The sequence below is a fragment of the Arthrobacter sp. alpha11c genome, assembly GCF_054149985.1.
The window spans coordinates 996,787-1,014,274 of sequence record NZ_CP196747.1; the positions used below are offsets into that span (position 1 = coordinate 996,787).

Sequence of the window (17,488 nt, forward strand, 5' to 3'; positions counted from 1 at the left end):
GCTGGCGGGCGTTGCCATTACTTTCCAGCCAGCCAACCGCCGTCGACCGTCAGGGAGATTCCGGTAACCATGCGTGATTGCTCCGAGCAGAGCCACACGACCGCATCTGCCTGGTCCTCGGGTTCCGCCAGCCCGCGCATCGGAATCGCCGAGAGGATCCTTTCCTGGAATTCCGGGGGGTTCTGCTCGAAAGCGTTCTTCATCATGGGACTCGTCGTCGACCCCGGCGTGAGAGCGTTGATGCGGATGCCCAGGGGCCCGTAGTCCATGGCCGCGTTCCTTGTCATCCCAACAACGCCGAACTTCGAGGCCGTGTATGGCGCATTGTTGGCGATGCCGATCAAGCCCGCAGCAGAAGCAGTGTTCACGATCGCACCGCCTCCGGTCTTCAACATCGCGTTGACTTCGTGCTTGAGGCAGTAGAAAGTGCTGTAGAGATTCACCTTCATGACTCGATCCCAGGTGGCGCTGTCAGTCTCCCCAATGGGTGCGAAGACACCGTTCATCCCCGCATTGTTGAAAGCGAAATCCAGCTGACCGAAGTTCGACACCGTCGCGTCGACGAGGCCTTTGACCTGCTCCTCATCGCTGACATCGCACTGGAAGAAGACAGCCTTTCCACCGGATTCGGTGATCATCTCCGCCGTCTCGCGCCCGGAGGCCTCATCGATATCTGAAACCACTACGCGCGCGCCATTCTTCGCGAACGCCAGAGCACCTGCCCGTCCGATGCCCGAGCCCGCGCCGGTGACGAGTCCGGCTTTGTCCTTCATCATCAGTCGCTCCTCATTCATTAGTAGCTCTCTCCAACATGGACGTTGTTGTCATAGTTGCGGCGAGATTCCTGCGGGAGGAACCTGTCCTCGGTTTCACGCACGTAGTCGGTGAGGGGCCGACCGAACATTGCGCCCCAACCGATGCTGTCGGGATCATCATTCAAGTGGTCGATGTACTCGCCGATGGGCGTGGCCTCGCCTGATTCCTTGACCTCCATGAGCAAGCGCCAAACCTCTTTGACCCCCGGAAGCACGAAAGCCACAGGCTGAATGGCTTGGCCGATCGTCGTCATCTCGGCGACGGTCTTACGGCCGATCAACGGAACTCCGACGGCGTAGGCGGGCCCGGGTGTCTCCTTCAGCGCGAGTTCGGCCTGCTCCCACGTATGGAATCCCTCATAGAAGATGACGTCCGCGCCGGTCTCGGCCTTGTAGAGCTGCGCGCGGCGGATCGCTTCGTCCACGCCACCGCCGGCGGCACCATAGCCGTCAGTGCGGGCAACGATCACGAAATCGCTGTCCAATTTGTCCCGGGCATCGACGGCGGCGTTCAGTCGTCCGATAGCCTCGGCGTCCGAAACCAATTCGATCCCGGCTACACCGCCTGATTTCTTGGGCTCCCGCTGATCCTCAATGTGGATTCCGGCGACGCCCGCGTCAATGAACTCGGACACCGTGCGCTGCACGTTGATTGGCGCACCGAAGCCAGTATCGGCGTCGCAATAGATCGGGATGTCAGCTGCGCGGGCAGTGCGCTTTGCGTGCTCAACCACCTCGGTCAGGGTGAGCCATCCAGTGTCCGAGACACCCTGCCACCAGGCAGACATGCCGCCGGAGAGCTGGAACGCGCCGAAACCAGCGTGCTGCGCCATCTGCGCGTGGAGCGGCAAGGCGCCGAATGGCACCAGAGCCGTCTCGGGACTGTCGAAGACCGCGCGAAGGGCCTTGCCGGGTGAGGTCGGACTCATGATGCGACCTCGGGGGTGTTGAAACCGACAGTTACCACGACGTAGACGCAGTCCTCGTCGTACGGGTTCTTCCAGGCGTGGGGGACGCCGGCCATGACGAGCAGGTCCCCCGGAACAAGCGTGCGCTTCTTTCCCCCGGGGAGTACCAGGTCCACTTTGCCCGAGATGACCACCTCGTAGTCGATGGTGTCGCTCGCGTGCATTCCGGCGTCGCCGTCGTCCTCCGTGGCGCTCATGCTTTCGTCCAGCGTCGCCGCGTCCACCTCCCCGGAAGAGTGTGCAGGGAAGCTGCTGATACCTAAGGTGGATCCATTGGGTCCCGCCAGGGCGACCCTGTTTGGCGGGGCACCGATGTTAGTTTTGCTGTGGCCCCCGTCTACAGCCCAGTAAAAGGCACCCGCTGCCACGCCGGGGAAATCGAACTCGGCTGCCGGGCCGACTTCGAGGAAGTCGGCGTCACCGGCCTCGTTCGGTCCCGCGACGACGAGTTGGAATTTTTTGGGATCAGGAAAAGTCATCTGTGTTCACTCCTTCGTGGATGGACGCTTCGTGGATGGACGCTTCGCGGTCAGGCGCGCAGGCCCGCCTCGCGCATCAGCGGGAAGACTTGCTCGTTCAGCCGGTCGAGGCCCTCGTCATAGTCGACGAGCCCGGTGCAGATGCCCGTGATGCCCGAGGCCTGCAACTTTTGCAGCTCCTCGACCACCATCTCGGGTGTACCAGTGATTGGCATGAGCGCAGCGCGGCCAAAGGCCCTCACGGACTCGTCACGCTTGTAGTCCTCGGACTGCTTGTACTCATCCCAGTTGAAGCTCTGCGTGCCGCTGCGAATGATCTCGCGATAGCGAAGCGCGCTCTCCCAATCGGTGTTTTCCGTGACGTAGTCGGCGTAGGCGCGTGCTTCCTTCTCGGTGTCCTTGACGATGATGTGCGCGCCCGCCCACAGACCAAGGTCTTCGCGTCCAGCGGCGTCGGCTTTCTGCCGCAGTTTCGGCGTGAGCTCGCCGCTGTGCTCGACGCTGGCAACCGATGCGAACAGGACGTTTGCGTGCTTGAACGCGAACTCCTGGCCTGCGGGGCTTGAACCAGCGCTCATCACCATCGGGCGCGGGGACTGCATGGGCTTCGGGTGCGCCTGCGCGCCCTTCAGATTGAAGAATTTGCCGTCGAAGTCGAACTCCTGCTCGTCGTTCGCCCACAGGCGCTCGGCGATCTCAATCCATTCGTCAGCGAGCTCGTATCGCACGTCGTGCTCGGGGAGTTCGACGCCGAAGATGTCGTACTCGGGCTTGAAGTAACCCGCTGTCACGTTCAGCCCCATGCGACCACCACTGATGTGGTCAATCGTGGTCACCATTTTCGCGCCCATCACGGGGTTAATGAACTGCACGTTGCAGGTGGCGATGATCTGAATGTTCTGCGTCACCGCGGCGAGCCCCGCCGCCCAGGTGAACGTCTCGAACTGACGGCCCCAGGGCCGATCGGGACCGGCGAGCCCCTGCCAGCGCGCGATGGGGATGAATCCGTCCACTCCGTACTGGTCCGCCTTCTGTGCGAGATGCTGCACTTCGCCCCAGTTGCCGAGCTTGATGGAGTTTTCGGCGAAGTTCAGGCCGCCTTGGCCCGTGGACACGTTCGCCCCGAAGATTGCGACCTTGAAAGCGTTGTCGCCTCCGACCATCGGGCCTTTGTCACGTTCGACTGTGTAATCCGCGACGAAGTCGCGATCAACGCTACTGTCGATTGAAGTTTCGTTGGATGCGATGCTCATAATCGCCGTCCTTTCGGGAAGATTGAAATTGCGTGTAGAAGTGGTTGGAATTGCTATGACCGCGGGGTCACGGTTCAGATTTGGGATGCATCCCCAAGGGCGTGCCAGCGCCGGTTGTGATAGACCAGCGGGTCCGCGGGTGCCGCCTCACCTGAGAGCGCCGGCGATGCCTGAAGCGCCTCGACGGCCACGATGGACGATCCACCGGCGGCCATTGAGTTGATGATCCTGCCCCGGATCCAGGTGTGGGCCTGCACAAAGTAGGGCTCCCCCGTCTCGAGACGGGACCAGAGAGAGGTGTCAGCAAAGCGGTCGATCCCGCTGGTGGCGCAGAGCCTGGCAATGTCCACCTGGTCGGCGCCCAGGAGATGCACGACGACGGTTTCTGCCGCAAGAATGGTCGGGGTGCTGGACGAAAATTCCGACACCGAGAACGCCAGAATCGGGGGTTCGGCACTGGCGGAAATGACAGAAGTTGCCGTCAGGCCGACGGGTCCGTTGCCTGCGTCCGCCGTGATGACAGCGACGCCGCCCGGATGGTTACGGAATGCCGCCTTGAATTCGTCGGCAGTGACTGCAGGTTCAAGGCTTTGGGTGATGGATAAGCTCACCGGATCTCCTTTGATATCAGTGCGCCGGCTTCACTGCCGGCCCTGGCTTAGGGCTTCAACGTTAGGTGCGTAGGTGAGGTCAGCGGCATGGCAAGACATGCCAAACAGATGGGAAACCGCGTCAAGCCAGGGCTCTTGTGAAGACATGGCGTGGGATGCAAAGCTGGTGACGTGCTTCACATGCTGCGCCGCTGCGGCCCTTCGCCTTGGGACCTGAGATGCTGGAGCGCCTCTTCGTCAACGGTGAAAGGGGTCAGCAGTGAAACTAAGCTCTTACCAGAATCTGCGGTTACCCAACTTCAGCGTTCACGGACTCTGCGCAGTGTTAAAGGACGCGGATCTTGATTGGCAAACTGCGCTCAGAAACGCAGAAATCGACCCCGATGCCATAGACCGTCCGGGAGGCACTATTCCCGCCAAGAAGGAGTTGGCCTTCCAACTGCAATTCGTCGCTCTCACAAAAGATCGCGTCGACCTCTGGGTGAAGGCCGCACAGGCCTACACACTGGGCTCTTTCGGTATTCGCGGACTGGCCCTCGCTACCGCGCCGACCATTGAGGCCTGGGTAGAAGCTGGCAGTTCGACAGACTACGCCCCCGGCCTGATGGAAATCAGGCCTCTTCGGACATTGGATGGCACGGTGACCGGTATGGAGTTCACCTACCCCGATACCCCCGAGGAACTCATCCCGTTCAGCGTCTATCGCGATTTCTGCGTCGTTGCCCGAACTTTCACGTGGATGTACGGCGGCCCTTTCCCTTTTACCCAGGTCGAATTCCCTCTCGCAGAAGCCTCCCCCGAGGTTCTCCCCTACGTCCCCTGCGCCATCGACTGTGGCTCCGACGCACTGCGGCTCTGGTGGGATCCGGCAACATCGGTCCACGAGCTCCCCTTCGGTAACGCCTTCCAGCACGAAGCATGGCTCAAAGCGGATCACCAGATTCTTGACGACCTCAGGGCAACCGGCGATTGGCCTGACACCGTCATGAAGATTATTAGGGCCGCGCCCGAGCTCAATCGCAAACTGGCAAATGTGGCAGCAACACTTCGGGTCTCCTCCCGCACGTTGCAACGCAAGCTTGAACTAACCGGTGACGACTTTGCCCAACTGCGGGACAAAGCCCTGCGTGACCTTGCCGCCGATCTGCTCTCGAAAACGGACCACTCTGTGGCACGGATATCCCGCACCCTGGGCTATACAGACCCGACGAGCTTCACCATCGCCTTCAAACGGTGGAATGGGATGCCACCGACGGCCTACAGGGAAGCATCCCGGTACAAGAACAGCGCGGGTTCCAAGGCTTAGACGCTTTCGCTGTGCATTGCGTCAGCGGCCCGAATCAGGGCAAGGTGGGAGTAGGCCTGTGGAAAGTTTCCGGCCATCCGTTTTTCCTTCATGGAATATTCTTCGCTGAGCAGGCCGAGGTCATTTGAAAGCCCCACCAGGGCACCCATCAGGCTGTTGGCCTCAGTCCGGCGGCCAGAGCGCGCGTACTGTTCCGAAGCGAAGGCCGAGGGCGAGTCCAAGCGCGGGAAGCAAAGCCAATCCACACTGCCCTGGCGGGAAACAAGGGGGCCGGTGTGGAGATCAGAAAGAGCGCATATTCCTCAATGGGCGCAGCCATGCTTCACTCAATCACAAGATGGATGATCCCCATGGGCCTTGCGGCTGCGGCTTTGAAGGCAGGTTCAATTAGCGTGCCGAGGAGTTCCGCTGGCCTGGTGTGCAGATAAAGAACTGTGGCTGTGCGACCGGTGCAAACGGAACGATGAGCCACTGGTTGCCGTAGAGCTCCACGTAAGAGTCGGAAGGGCAGTGTGTAAAAGCTTCTTCGCGTGTCATCTCGTTCCCTCTCCTTTGTTGCGTTGTTCGGCTCCACTGAGGAGCCTTGGTTAGCTTCAACGTTAGGAGCCTGCAACCCTGGACCGGCATAACAGGCGACGCCAAGTAGATGGGAAACCGCGCCAAACGTGACGTCGTGTGCTTTGAAGGCCACCCGAGGTGCAAAGCTACTGACATGACTTCACGAGGCTTCCGGTACTCGGATTATGACTGCGGCAGGCGGTGGCGACCGTGAAAGGCGGAACCTATCAGAACCTGCGCGTACCAAACTTCAGCGTTCACATACTGCGTGGGTTGCTTGAGGATGCGGATCTGGATTGGCAAACTGCCCTGGCGAATGCGGAAATAGACCCCGACGCGGTGAACCGCCCGGGAGGTACTATTCCCGCCAGGAAGGAGTTGGCCTTCCAGCTTCAGTTCGTTGGTCTCACAGGAGATCGTGTGGATCTCTGGGTGCGGGCCGCACGTGCCTACTCACTTGGCTCCTTCGGAGTTAGAGGATTGGCCCTCGCTACTGCGCCGACCATCGAGGCGTGGGTTGAAGTTGCAAGTACCACTGATTACGGCCCTGCCCTGTTCGAGCTAACTTCCCTGAGGACACCGGATGGCGCAGTAACCGGGATGGAGTTCACCTACCCCGACGCCCCGGAAGAGCTGATCCCATTCAGCGTTTACCGCGACCTCTGTTTCATTGCCCGAAATTTCACCTGGCTCTATGGCAGCCCTTTCCCCTTCACCCGGATTGAATTCCCTCTCCCGGAAGCCTCCCCCGAACTCTCGAGCAACGTCCCCTGCGGCATTGAATGCGGCGCCGAAACACTGCGGCTATGGTGGGACCCCGTAACGTCTGCACAGGAACTTCCCTTCGGTAACGCCTTTCAGCACGCGGCATGGATCAAGGCGGATACCCAGATTGTGGATACTCTAAGGGCGACCGGAGACTGGGCTGACACTGTCGCCAAGACCATAAGAACTGCACCCGAGCTCAACCGCAAACTGGCAAATGTGGCCGCAACACTTCGGGTTTCCCCCCGCACCCTGCAACGCAAGCTCGAACTCACTGGGGACGACTTCGCCCGACTCCGGGACAAGACCTTGAGTGATCTCGCCGCCGATTTACTCTCGAATACGGATCTTTCAGTAGCGAGGATATCCCGCAGGCTTGGCTATACCGAGCCCGCCAGCTTCACCATCGCCTTTAAGCGGTGGAAGGGGATGCCACCAACGGCCTATCGGGAAGCCTCCCATTACAAGGACAATGTCAGCTCCAGGGCCTAGTGCTGCCCGTATCGCCCTCCTGAACCACTCCTGAACCGGGACACACGTTGGCGTACATTCCCATGTGGACGGCGTTGATTGCCGTGCCGGGCCGGGGCCGGCCCACCTTACCGTTGAAGCCTACGCAGGCCTGGCAAAGAAGCCGGGTTCTCCGCGGTCAGGAACGACTCCAGCGACTGCTGGCTATATACAAGGTGGTCAAAGATGACACAAACAACATTGGTCGAGTCCCGCACTGGCCAAAGCACAGCGATAATTGCCCTTCTCCTGTTGAGCGGCATAACACTTGACATCCAGTACGGAATCCTCGCTCCGCTCATTGGAGTGATTGCGACCGAGTCAGGCCTAACGGGTTCGGAAATCGGCTGGGTCCTTAACGCGTTGATGATGGGCAGCGTGATCTCCGTCAGCCTGACCGCCCGAATGGGTGACATTTTCGGGCATCGCAAAGTTCTCATCACGCTCATAGTCCTGGCACTGTTGGGATGTGCCCTGGGCGCAACAGCCAGCGGTTTCTGGCCTCTGGTCGCGGGCCGATTCCTCATGGGTCTCGCGGTCACGATTCCGCTGAGTTGGGGGCTCCTGCGTCCACGGGGTACCGCCCGGCAAATCCGGCTGGTCTCACTCGTGCTCTCGACGGTGATGGCAATCTTTACACCGCTCGCACTGATTGCCGGCGGCCTCATCGTTGGATTGGGTATGCCCTGGGAAACGGTCTTCTGGGTGACCTTCACTCTGTACGCAGTAATGCTGGTCCTCGCCCTGAAGTCACCTGAGACACCCGTCGCCGCCCGTGCTGTTGTGCAGTTGGATTGGTTCGGCGCGCTGGGGCTGGGCGTTTGGGTCACGGCACTCCTGATTGGAATTGCTGAAGGCCCAGGCCAGGGCTGGACCTCACCGCTGGTGCTCGGTTCATTCCTGCTTAGTGCAGTGACATTGGCTGCTTGGATCATTCAGCAGCGACGCACCCAGGAGCCCCTGGTGTCATTCCGCAATATGGATATCCGCCAGACCCTCATCGGTTACTCCGGAATCCTCTTGATCAGCTTGGTAGGACAGGGCATATTTATCGTGCTGCCGGCATGGCTGCAGACGCCGGCCTCCTCCGGGTACGGCCACGGACTCTCTGCATTGGATTCCTCGTATGTATTGCTCGCCATGATTCCGGGAGCTGCACTTGGATACCTCTGGACCCGGTGGGGTCTGCGGCGCCTGGGCCCGAAAACGGTTCTGGTCATTTCCGGTTCAGCTGCGGTCCTCGTCTTCCTCGGGCTCGCCCTGGCCCAAGGCCAAGTGTGGTTGTCATGGTTGTGGGTCTTCCTCTATGCACTGACGATCCTCAGCTGCCTGACCACCGGGTACACCCTCGTTGCAGCCGCCGGCCGCCAGGACAACATGGCGGTGACCGTTGGCATGCAAAACATCATCCAGTTCGTCGGAGCAATGATTGCCGTCGCCATTATCTTGAACGTGCTGGTTCCCGGCCCCGACGGATTCATTCCGCAGGCAACTTTTGCTGGCATCTACATTGCATCGGCCGTGATTATCGCTGCATTCGTACTCATCTGGGCGGTGCTGGCCCCCAAGCGCATCACTGATCTGCATGCAGTCGACACAGAGACCGATCCCACGAAGGTCCATGCTGTCAGCCACTAACAGAACCTGCACGTGCTCCAGGCGGCTCATCACAAGGACGGAGGTCAGATGACGTATCACAAGCAAGATGACTGGCTTCCCCTTGCCGGGGAGACGGTGCAAATAAGAATCAATGGCCGGCCTGTCCGGACGGGGTTTGTTGACGCCGTGACGATCGACAACCAGATCCTTTGGCTGGCCCCCGATGGTGTGTACCAACGTCGCATGATCAGCAAAGTCGACGGATATGAGGTCTGGATGACCTACAAGTGGGAAACCGCTGGAGCCGGGAGATAAGAGCAGGCCAGGGGGACGCACGCATCACAGCGTGCGACGAAAACGCGAGGAGAAATATGCGAACAATGAAGTCGCGAATCATGTTGACTGCAGGCTCGACGGCGGTGCTGCTGGCCCTGGCTGGTTGCGGGCAAAGCCCGAGCAGCCAAGGCCCCGCTGACACTGTCGCAATCGATGTCGGCAACAATATGAAGGTCAACCTGAAGACAAGCCCCAACCTCAAGGTCGCCGTTTTTATCCCGGGCGTCGCCAATGCCTACGGCCAGGCGCAGGAGCTTGCCGCAAAGGAGACGGCCAAGCAGCTCGGCATGGACATGACATTGTTCGACGGCGGCTATAACCCGAGCCAACAACTCAACCAAATGCAGACCGCGCTCGTATCCGGGGGCTATGACGCAGCAGTCGTGCAGGCCCTCGACGGCACAGTAGTCTGCAAAACCCTCACCGAGGATTACCCCAAGGCCAACATTCTTGTGGTGAACAACGTCACCCCATTATGCGATTACGGTACAAATCAGACGGGTAAGTCAGTTGAGGAGGTCTGGGCGCCGGGCACGATGAACTTTGTAGGCAGCAACAACACCCGCGCTTACATCGACGGTTGGTTCTCCGCGGCAGCAAAAGCGAACCCTGGTAAGCAGAACGTCGTCGCCGTTCTTGGTCCTGCGGTCGCTGCCCAAACGCGCGTGATTGAGGTTGCCCTGGCGAAGTTCGCTCAGGAGAACCCCGAGTACACGGTGGATAAGATCTACACCGATTACACGACTACCGGCACGTTCAATGAGACCCAGACTTACCTGCAAGGCCACGCGGACACCAGCCTCATCCTGTCCATGTACACGCCGGATATTTCACAGGGAATCGTCAAGGCCGTAGAAGACGCAGGCCTTCTTGGAAAGGTCCACATTGTTGACCAGGGTTTCGGCGACTTCTCAATCGAACAGATTGAGGCGGGAAATATCCAGTTCTCAACGCTGTTCTTCCCTTACAACGGCATAAAGGTATCCCTGGAAAGCATCGCTGCGGCTCAACGCGGAGATGCGGGCCCTCGTTTTGTGGATGACTCGGTCATCGGCACTGCAAGCAGCCCTTTCACCATCACGAATGGCACGATCTCCCAGCTTCCCGCCGAACTACGCTAGCCGCGCAGATCGCCTGGAGGACCGCTGTCGGGGCGTACACCATAACGCCGGCCGCCCCTATCAAGAGCGCGAAGCAATGAAGCTTCGCGACACATCACATGCACCCGGGCCGTCTTCGGCGCCGGGCACGAGGTAATCAGGAGAATTATGCGTACAACGAAGTCGCTGGTCATGTGGGCTGCTGGATCTACGGCGGTGCTGCTGGCCTTGGCCGGTTGCGCCGGGAACGACACCGGTAAACCGGGCAGTCAGGGCCCGGCCGGCACGGTCGCAATCGATGTCGGCAATGACATGACGGTCAACTTGAAGACCGGCAAGGGCCTTAAGGTCGCCGTTTTTATCCCGGGTGTTGCCAATGAGTTCGGGCTGGAGCAGGAGCGGGCAGCGAACGCGACCGCCAAGGAACTTGGTATGGACATGACCTTGTTCGACGCAGGCTATGACCCGAACAAGCAGCTCAACCAAATGCAGACTGCGATGACCTCCGGAAACTTCGATGCAGCAGTAGTAATGGCCCTCGACGGCGTGATGTCCTGCAAGCTGCTCACGCATGACTTCGCAAAGGCCAATATCCTTACGTCCATTTCGGGCTCACCCCTGTGCGACGACGGCAAAAACCAGGCCGGCAAGTCCGTTGACGACGTCTGGGCGCCAGGCACATTGAACTTCGTGGGCAGCAACACCACCCGCGATTATGTCGACGGCTGGTTGGCGGCAGCAGCAAAGGCCAACCCCGGCAAGCAGAAGGTCATTGCTGTTCTTGGCCCCGCGGTCAACACCCAGACCCGCGTCACAGAAGCAGCACTGGCAAAGCTCACGGCCGACAACCCCGACTACTCGGTCGAGACGATCTACACGGACTGGACGACGACCGACGCCTACAACAAGACCCAGACCTACCTGCAGGGCCATCCTGAAACCACCCTCATCATGTCCGCGTCCTCGCCCGACCTCACACAGGGCGTCATCCAGGCCGAAAAAGACGCGGGCCTGTCGGAGAAGGTTCACGTCGTGGACATCGGCTTCGGCAAGTTCCAGATCCAACAATTGGAGGCCGGTACGGTCCAGCTCTCCACAATGCTGTTCCCTTTCAACCAAATGAAGGCAAACCTCAACTCCATTGCCGCTGCGCAACGCGGGGACGCCGGCACACGCTTTGTGGATGACTCGGTCATTGGCACTGCAAAGAATCCCTTCGTAGTTACAAAGGAAACGATTTCACAACTGCCCGCCGAGCTACGCTAGCGCGGCAGCTCACCAGCCCGGGGCTGGGCGTCGTTCGCTCGAACGCCGCCCAGCCCAACATAGAAAGTAGAACTGGCAATGGAGCCTTCGAAATCGGACCCGGTTATCGCCGTCGCACTTAAAGCGGTGTCGAAGACCTACGGTGCCACACGCGCATTAATCGATGTGGACGTTGAGATCCATGAAGGAACGGTACATGCACTGATCGGCGAGAACGGAGCGGGCAAGTCCACGGCGTTGGGCGCTATCGCCGGTCGCGTCGACTATGACGGGGGTGTCGTCGAAGTCTTCGGTGAACAAGTTGAACCGGGGAACCTTCGCGCTGCACGCCGGAGCGGTGTCTCGGCCATCTATCAGGAACTGACGATCATCCCGCATATGGATGCAGCAGCGAACGTTTTTCTCGGCTCCGTCCTGTCCCGGTTCGGAGTACTCTCCGCCGCTGAGATGCGACGCAAATACGTCCAGCTGTGTGCCCAGCTGGAGGTCCAGGTCGTTCCGGCTGGCGTGCCCGTCGGCACCCTGTCAGTGGCCGAGCAGCAATTGCTTGAGATCATGCGGTCGCTGGTGGTGGATCCTCGCGTCATCCTCTTCGATGAGCCGAGCGCGTCCCTGGCCGTGGAGGAGCGGGAAGCCCTGTATAGAGCGATCGAAGGATTGCGCAAGCGCGGCGTCACCATCGTGATTGTCAGTCACAACTTCGATGAAATCGAACGGCTGGCCGACAGAGTCACGGTATTCCGGAATGGCCGGGCCATCGTCACGAGCGGGCGGGGAGAGAGTTCGCGCGCCGAACTCGTGCGCGCGATGCTTGGCGAGCAGCGAGGTGACCAAACCCTTGGCCGGGTGCTGATGGACAAGCCGGCCGGCATCCACCAGAAATCGATTGACCCGGCTCTCGCGCCCGTCCTTGAAGTGGTCGGTCTTACTGTGCCGGGGGTCATCGAGAACATCGACCTTGAAGTGAAGCCAGGCGAAATACTCGGCATTGCCGGTCTGGTAGGTTCGGGCCGCTCGACGTTGCTGAGGGCGATTGCCGGCGCGGAATCGACTGCCCGGGGAAGCATCCGCCTGTCGGGGGCCCAGTCCCCCTGGCCGCGAACAGTTCGCGCGGCCCGCAAGCTGGGAATCGGTCTGATCCCGGAAGACCGTAAGGGCCAGGGCCTGGTTATGCCCCGAAATGCCGCGGACAACATTGCCCTGTCCAATCTTGGCGCAGCCTCATCAGGCGGCGTAATTGGGCGAAGGAAACTGCGTGCCATGGTTGCCGAGGCTGCCTCAAAGCTGAACTTCCCGATAGCCCGGCTGGGTGAACGGAGCGACCGGTTTTCCGGCGGCAACCAACAGAAGCTCTTGATGGCACGGTGGTTGTACGACCGCCCGAAAGTGCTCCTCGCTGACGAGCCCACACGCGGTATAGACATCGGCGCAAAAGGCGAGTTGCTTGAGAGCCTGCGCAAAATGGCGGACGACGGCGTCGGCGTCATCGTGGTCTCATCCGAGCTCGAGGAAGTACTGGCGGTTTCGGACCGTGTACTCGTCGTCGCCAAGGGCCAAAGCATGGGCTTGCTGGAGCGAAACGGCGATCAAGAGATCGCCATGGAAGACGTACTGAAAGCTGCTTTCGGATTGAAGGAGAACGCATGAGCGCCACCATCGACAGGGACACCACCCCGGATAACACCGTTGCTCCCCCTGTCACAAGAAAGAGAAGAGTCAATCTGCGGGAGAGAGCAGCGAGCCTCGGGATGGTCTGGGTGCTCATCATCCTCGTGATGACGGCGATCAGCCTCAATCCTCGCTTCCTCAACCCAGGAAACCTCGTCAACATCCTGACCCAAAACGCACCTGTCGGCATTATCGCTGTAGGGATGACGTTCATTATTATCGCCGGAGGTTTCGACCTTTCGGTGGCCGCTGTACTGGCCATCGGCGGAGTGTCATACGCAACGCTGTCCCACATGATGCCTGCGGGTCTGGCGATACTCATCACGCTGGTGATCGGATTCCTTCTTGGCCTGATCAATGCCCTCCTCATCACAAAAGCGAAAGTAAACGCGTTCATCGCTACTCTCGCTACAGCCTCATTGTTCAGCGGGCTGACCTTGCTGTTCACGAACTCCAAACCGGTTCCCATGGCAGCAGGCGGCTACGACTTCCTCTCGGACAAGGACTTCCTGGGGGCGCCGCTCTCCGTCTGGCTGCTTGCTGTCCTCGTAGCGGCAGGATGGTTCGCACTTTCCAGAACCGTGTACGGCCGGGGCATCTACGCGATCGGCGGCAACAACGAAGCCGCACGGTTGGCCGGACTGCCCGTGGTGTCCCTCCGGGCCAGTACCTACGTGCTGACAGCGATGCTGGCAACCCTCGCGGGGATCGTCCTGGGGTCGGTCATCGGCGTCGGACAGCCAGGCGTGGCCGTTGGAGTCACGCTTAACTCGATCGCGATCGTCATCATCGGCGGAACTTCATTGCTCGGCGGAGAAGGCGCCATGTGGCGAACACTCGTCGGCATCCTGATCTTTGGGACTATCAACAACGTCTTTGACATCCTTGCATTTCCGCAGGCAACACAAGAGGTGGCCCTTGGTGTGATCGTGCTCGCCGCCGTCTCGCTGGACGCCTACACACGGTCTCGGAAGCGGTCAGGAGAAGCCTGAGCTGTCTCATATCCGCGTCCGCAATATCTGCTCGCAGATCAACCATCAGGGAAGGAAGATGACATGTCACGATTGGCCGGCAAGGTCGCCGTCATCACGGGCGCAGCCAGCGGAATGGGCCTCTCCGCCCTCAAGCTCTTCGTAGCCGAGGGGGCGCGGGTAGCGGCCACCGACATCTCCGCAGAGGCACTGCGACAGGCCGTCCGGGAAGTCACCGAAAACGGAGGCGAGGCCATTGCACGCACGCACGATGTTTCCTCCGCTGAGGACTGGAAGCGTGTAGTCGAGGACGTACTCGCCGAGTGGGGCACGATCGACATCCTGATCAACAACGCCGGAATTGCCATGGCGAAGGGTGTTCTCGAAGCCGAGCTTGACGACTGGAATAAGGTGATGGCCATCAATGTCACCGGACCTTGGCTGGGAATGAAGAGCGTCATTCCCGCCATGCAGGCCGCGGGGGCCGGTTCCATCGTGAACGTGTCATCGATCGCTGGCATTGTGGGTGGCGCCTCGGATGGCGGCAGTGCAGCCTACTCCGCTTCGAAGGGGGCAGTCCGCTCCCTGACAAAACACACTGCCCAGTGGTTTGCAAAGGACAACATCCGGGTGAATTCAGTGCATCCCGGTCCGGTCGACACCGGCCTGACCCGTGGCTACGGGCTCACAAGGGAATCGCTGGCCAACCCTGAAACCGTTCCTTTGCCGCCCCACGCGGGGGAAGCATCCGACATCGCGTATGGCATGCTCTACCTCGCATCGGATGAGGCCAAGTTCATCACTGGAACGGAACTCGTCATCGACGGCGGGTTCACCTCTCACTGAAAGGATCACGATGACGCACTCCCCGGACACCGAACCACGCGTGACTGATGACAATGGCCAGACCCCGGATGCTGATTACCGGCAGGAAAACGACTACCAGGATGACCTCACAATCTCTGGCAAGGATGCTTCTGCCTATGTCCTCGCCGACGACACCAAGCCGACCTATTCGCTGGGTCCAGATTCCGAGCGACAGCCAGGGACCCCTCAAGGCACGCTGACAAAGGGACGTCACACAGGGCGAAGCGTTTACCCTGGCGTGGAACGGAGCTATTACCTCTACGTCCCCGCTCAATACACCCCGGACAAGCCCGCCGCCCTTGCCATTTTTCAGGATGCCAATCTGTATCTGGCACCGAAGGCCAGCGCGGATATCGTCCTGGACAACCTCATCAACAAGGGCGAGATCCCGGTTACGGTGGCCATATTCATTGAAGCAGGCGAGCAAGGCCCGGGATATCCCCACTTTGGTGGAACTGACAACCGCAGCATCGAGTACGACTCCATCAACGGCGACTATGCCAGATTCCTCACGGACGAATTCCTTCCGGATGTCCTGCGGGACCTCAATGTCTCCACAGTTCCCCAGGATCGAGTGCTTGTAGGCATCAGTTCGGGCGGCAACTGCGCGTTCACAGCAGCCTGGGCACGTCCTGACGTCTTCGGCAACGTCATCTCCCATTGCGGCAGCTTCATCAATATCCGGGGCGGCCACAATCATCCCTCGGCAATCCGGCAGAACCCACGAAAACCAATCCGGGTGTGGCTCCAGACTGGAGCCCGGGACCTTGACGTAATCTTCGGCAGTATTCCGATCGCCAACCACGACATGTTCGCAGCCCTTGAGTATCGACGCTACGATGCCAAATTCGTGTACGGCGAGGGCGGACACTCGCTCCTGCACGGTGGCGCAGTCCTCCCGGAGACACTGAGGTGGATTTTTCGCGATCATCCGGATACTGCGGACGCGCAATAGCCGGAACCTTGGCGAACTGGGCCGGAACAGGACCGTCGGCGACCCCAATCTGCGCACAGAAAGAGGAGATCATGACCAGACAAATGATTGTCGGCATGCATCTGGGCAACGGATACGGCAACCTGCCTGGGGCCTGGCGCGCCCCGGCAGTAGACCCCAAGAGCTATACGAGTTTTGACGCGAAGGTTCGCCATGCCCAGGCGGCCGAGCGCGGGAAGCTCCACTTCCTGTTCCTACCGGATGGCCCCACACACGTCGGCGATATCGAGAACGAGCCGCCCCACTTCAATCTCGACGTCATGGTGACGTTGGCAGCTGTAGCCCGCGAAACCAGCCGGATTGGCCTTGTCGCCACCGGCTCGACGACGTTCAACGAGCCGTTCAACCTCGCCCGACAGTTCAAGGCGCTGGATGTCATGAGTCATGGGCGGACGGGTTGGAATGCCGTCACCTCGAGCGGACAAGATGTCGCGGCAAATTATGGCCAACGACTTCCATCCAGCCAGGAACGCTACGGGAGGGCGCATGAGACGATCCAGCTAGTACAGTCTCTTTGGGGCAGCTGGGGAAAGACAGCGTGGATGCACGATAAGGCAATGGGCCGCTTCGCGGACGCCGACCAGATCGCACCCATCAATATGGGTGGCAATTTCGTCGCCTCACGTGGTCCGCTGTACATTCCTCCATCCGAGCAAGGGCAGCCCGTTATCTTCCACGCCGGAGGCAGTCCGAACGCCCTCGAACTCGCCGGCCGTTACGCCAACGGCGTTATCGGCGCAGCTTTCACCATCAACGATGCGCGTGCGCAGCGCGCCGCGTTTCGTGAAGCGGCCGAACGCGCCGGGCGGGATCCGGACGAGCTCAAGTTCTTTGCCGGCCTAATGACGACGATCGCCAGGGACAAGCGCGAAGGTCTTGATCGCCGAATTACGCTGAGTGGGCGAATCTTTCCTCAGCGCGCGTCCTATCTTGGACAGATACTCGGCCTGGGCCTCGATCCGGCCCAGCTAGACGAGCCACTATCGCAGGAGCAACTGTCCAAGGCGCGGCCATCAGCGGGCGACCCTCGCTCGGCTAATGCACTTAGGATCGCGAGTGAAGGCTGGACGATCCGCGATGTGCTCGCGCACGGTGTGATCGACTACCACCCCGTCGTCGTCGGACCGGCCGCCGAAGCCGCTGACCACATGCAGAAATGGTTCGAAGCAGAAGCTGTGGACGGCTTCTGGGTGTCGCCGGACATATACGAGGACGGGATTGACGCCTTCGTCGATGGCGTCGTGCCAATCCTCCAGGATCGCGGGCTATTCCACCGGGAATATAACGGCACAACCCTGCGCGAACATCTTGGCGTTCCGGCCCAATATGGAGTCGATCCGCGCGTCACGAAGTGACATGAATCAAACGTGACCTGGCTCGGGATAGCGGGCGACATCGGCTAATATGGCAACGCCATCGACC

At 60.2% G+C, this 17,488-nt stretch carries 17 protein-coding genes and 1 pseudogene; 11 read left to right on the plus strand and 7 right to left on the minus strand.

Annotation, left to right across the window (positions count from 1 at the left end; genetic code table 11):
• Positions 1 to 17: 17 nt before the first annotated feature.
• The 5 genes from ACTAQJ_RS04590 to ACTAQJ_RS04610 form a co-directional block, all read right to left on the minus strand.
• On the minus strand, positions 18 to 776 hold the full coding sequence (locus tag ACTAQJ_RS04590; protein ID WP_498701048.1) for an SDR family NAD(P)-dependent oxidoreductase: 759 nt from the start codon (positions 774 to 776) through the stop codon (positions 18 to 20).
• A gap of 17 nt (positions 777 to 793) precedes the next feature.
• Positions 794 to 1,744, minus strand: a complete 951-nt coding sequence (locus ACTAQJ_RS04595; RefSeq protein ID WP_498701050.1) for an isocitrate lyase/PEP mutase family protein — start codon at positions 1,742 to 1,744, stop codon at positions 794 to 796.
• Positions 1,741 to 2,262 carry a cupin domain-containing protein gene (locus tag ACTAQJ_RS04600; protein ID WP_498701052.1) on the minus strand — a complete coding sequence of 174 codons (522 nt, stop codon included), beginning with the start codon at positions 2,260 to 2,262 and terminating at the stop codon, positions 1,741 to 1,743. Before ACTAQJ_RS04600 ends, ACTAQJ_RS04595 begins: the two co-directional genes overlap by 4 nt.
• A gap of 50 nt (positions 2,263 to 2,312) precedes the next feature.
• The gene (locus ACTAQJ_RS04605) at positions 2,313 to 3,515 is read right to left on the minus strand and encodes an LLM class flavin-dependent oxidoreductase (protein WP_498701053.1); all 1,203 of its coding nucleotides are present in this window, start codon (positions 3,513 to 3,515) and stop codon (positions 2,313 to 2,315) included.
• A gap of 74 nt (positions 3,516 to 3,589) precedes the next feature.
• Positions 3,590 to 4,126: a flavin reductase family protein gene (locus ACTAQJ_RS04610; protein WP_498701056.1), complete on the minus strand. Its 537-nt coding sequence runs from the start codon at positions 4,124 to 4,126 to the stop codon at positions 3,590 to 3,592.
• A gap of 259 nt (positions 4,127 to 4,385) precedes the next feature.
• On the opposite strand from ACTAQJ_RS04610, the gene ACTAQJ_RS04615 reads away from it, so the two are divergent.
• Positions 4,386 to 5,432 (plus strand): AraC family transcriptional regulator, encoded by a 1,047-nt coding sequence (locus tag ACTAQJ_RS04615; RefSeq protein WP_498701058.1) that lies wholly within the window; start codon positions 4,386 to 4,388, stop codon positions 5,430 to 5,432.
• On the opposite strand, the pseudogene ACTAQJ_RS04620 reads toward ACTAQJ_RS04615, so the two are convergent.
• Both ACTAQJ_RS04620 and ACTAQJ_RS04625 read right to left on the minus strand, forming a co-directional pair.
• Positions 5,429 to 5,626 (minus strand): annotated as a pseudogene (locus ACTAQJ_RS04620) (glycoside hydrolase family 15 protein); the annotation flags it as partial. The gene ACTAQJ_RS04615 and the pseudogene ACTAQJ_RS04620 sit on opposite strands and share 4 nt — an antisense overlap.
• Positions 5,627 to 5,819: 193 nt before the next feature.
• Positions 5,820 to 5,969, minus strand: a complete 150-nt coding sequence (locus tag ACTAQJ_RS04625) for a hypothetical protein (RefSeq protein ID WP_498701060.1) — start codon at positions 5,967 to 5,969, stop codon at positions 5,820 to 5,822.
• A gap of 231 nt (positions 5,970 to 6,200) precedes the next feature.
• On the opposite strand from ACTAQJ_RS04625, the gene ACTAQJ_RS04630 reads away from it, so the two are divergent.
• The 10 genes from ACTAQJ_RS04630 (at position 6,201) to ACTAQJ_RS04675 (ending at position 17,421) form a co-directional block, all read left to right on the plus strand.
• Positions 6,201 to 7,247 (plus strand): AraC family transcriptional regulator, encoded by a 1,047-nt coding sequence (locus tag ACTAQJ_RS04630; RefSeq protein WP_498701062.1) that lies wholly within the window; start codon positions 6,201 to 6,203, stop codon positions 7,245 to 7,247.
• 204 nt (positions 7,248 to 7,451) lie between these two features.
• Complete coding sequence (locus tag ACTAQJ_RS04635; RefSeq protein WP_498701064.1) at positions 7,452 to 8,903, plus strand: MFS transporter; 1,452 nt, start codon at positions 7,452 to 7,454, stop codon at positions 8,901 to 8,903.
• Positions 8,904 to 8,951: 48 nt separating this feature from the next.
• Positions 8,952 to 9,179, plus strand: coding sequence for a hypothetical protein (locus tag ACTAQJ_RS04640; protein ID WP_498701069.1), 228 nt, complete (start codon positions 8,952 to 8,954; stop codon positions 9,177 to 9,179).
• 65 nt (positions 9,180 to 9,244) lie between these two features.
• On the plus strand, positions 9,245 to 10,321 hold the full coding sequence (locus ACTAQJ_RS04645; protein ID WP_498701071.1) for a sugar ABC transporter substrate-binding protein: 1,077 nt from the start codon (positions 9,245 to 9,247) through the stop codon (positions 10,319 to 10,321).
• Between the two features lie 147 nt (positions 10,322 to 10,468).
• Positions 10,469 to 11,566 (plus strand): sugar ABC transporter substrate-binding protein, encoded by a 1,098-nt coding sequence (locus tag ACTAQJ_RS04650; protein WP_442005483.1) that lies wholly within the window; start codon positions 10,469 to 10,471, stop codon positions 11,564 to 11,566.
• A gap of 78 nt (positions 11,567 to 11,644) precedes the next feature.
• The gene (locus ACTAQJ_RS04655) at positions 11,645 to 13,213 is read left to right on the plus strand and encodes a sugar ABC transporter ATP-binding protein (protein ID WP_442005484.1); all 1,569 of its coding nucleotides are present in this window, start codon (positions 11,645 to 11,647) and stop codon (positions 13,211 to 13,213) included.
• Entirely contained in the window at positions 13,210 to 14,226 is a 1,017-nt protein-coding gene (locus ACTAQJ_RS04660) for an ABC transporter permease (RefSeq protein ID WP_442005485.1), read from the plus strand. The genes ACTAQJ_RS04655 and ACTAQJ_RS04660 overlap by 4 nt, the downstream gene beginning before the upstream one ends.
• 63 nt (positions 14,227 to 14,289) lie before the next feature.
• Positions 14,290 to 15,051 carry an SDR family NAD(P)-dependent oxidoreductase gene (locus ACTAQJ_RS04665; RefSeq protein ID WP_442005486.1) on the plus strand — a complete coding sequence of 254 codons (762 nt, stop codon included), beginning with the start codon at positions 14,290 to 14,292 and terminating at the stop codon, positions 15,049 to 15,051.
• Positions 15,052 to 15,061: 10 nt separating this feature from the next.
• Positions 15,062 to 16,027 (plus strand): alpha/beta hydrolase, encoded by a 966-nt coding sequence (locus ACTAQJ_RS04670; protein WP_442005487.1) that lies wholly within the window; start codon positions 15,062 to 15,064, stop codon positions 16,025 to 16,027.
• 71 nt (positions 16,028 to 16,098) lie between these two features.
• Positions 16,099 to 17,421, plus strand: a complete 1,323-nt coding sequence (locus ACTAQJ_RS04675; RefSeq protein ID WP_498701078.1) for an NtaA/DmoA family FMN-dependent monooxygenase — start codon at positions 16,099 to 16,101, stop codon at positions 17,419 to 17,421.
• Positions 17,422 to 17,488 lie beyond the last annotated feature (67 nt).

Coding starts and splice junctions, on each gene's coding strand:
- ACTAQJ_RS04650 (WP_442005483.1), top strand. CDS start 10,469: ATGCGTACAACGAAGTCGCTGGTCATGTGGGCTGCTGGATCTACGGCG.
- ACTAQJ_RS04605 (WP_498701053.1), bottom strand. CDS start 3,515: ATGAGCATCGCATCCAACGAAACTTCAATCGACAGTAGCGTTGATCGC.
- ACTAQJ_RS04640 (WP_498701069.1), top strand. CDS start 8,952: ATGACGTATCACAAGCAAGATGACTGGCTTCCCCTTGCCGGGGAGACG.
- ACTAQJ_RS04660 (WP_442005485.1), top strand. CDS start 13,210: ATGAGCGCCACCATCGACAGGGACACCACCCCGGATAACACCGTTGCT.
- ACTAQJ_RS04635 (WP_498701064.1), top strand. CDS start 7,452: ATGACACAAACAACATTGGTCGAGTCCCGCACTGGCCAAAGCACAGCG.
- ACTAQJ_RS04590 (WP_498701048.1), bottom strand. CDS start 776: ATGATGAAGGACAAAGCCGGACTCGTCACCGGCGCGGGCTCGGGCATC.
- ACTAQJ_RS04595 (WP_498701050.1), bottom strand. CDS start 1,744: ATGAGTCCGACCTCACCCGGCAAGGCCCTTCGCGCGGTCTTCGACAGT.
- ACTAQJ_RS04675 (WP_498701078.1), top strand. CDS start 16,099: ATGACCAGACAAATGATTGTCGGCATGCATCTGGGCAACGGATACGGC.
- ACTAQJ_RS04625 (WP_498701060.1), bottom strand. CDS start 5,969: ATGACACGCGAAGAAGCTTTTACACACTGCCCTTCCGACTCTTACGTG.
- ACTAQJ_RS04600 (WP_498701052.1), bottom strand. CDS start 2,262: ATGACTTTTCCTGATCCCAAAAAATTCCAACTCGTCGTCGCGGGACCG.
- ACTAQJ_RS04645 (WP_498701071.1), top strand. CDS start 9,245: ATGAAGTCGCGAATCATGTTGACTGCAGGCTCGACGGCGGTGCTGCTG.
- ACTAQJ_RS04655 (WP_442005484.1), top strand. CDS start 11,645: ATGGAGCCTTCGAAATCGGACCCGGTTATCGCCGTCGCACTTAAAGCG.
- ACTAQJ_RS04670 (WP_442005487.1), top strand. CDS start 15,062: ATGACGCACTCCCCGGACACCGAACCACGCGTGACTGATGACAATGGC.
- ACTAQJ_RS04665 (WP_442005486.1), top strand. CDS start 14,290: ATGTCACGATTGGCCGGCAAGGTCGCCGTCATCACGGGCGCAGCCAGC.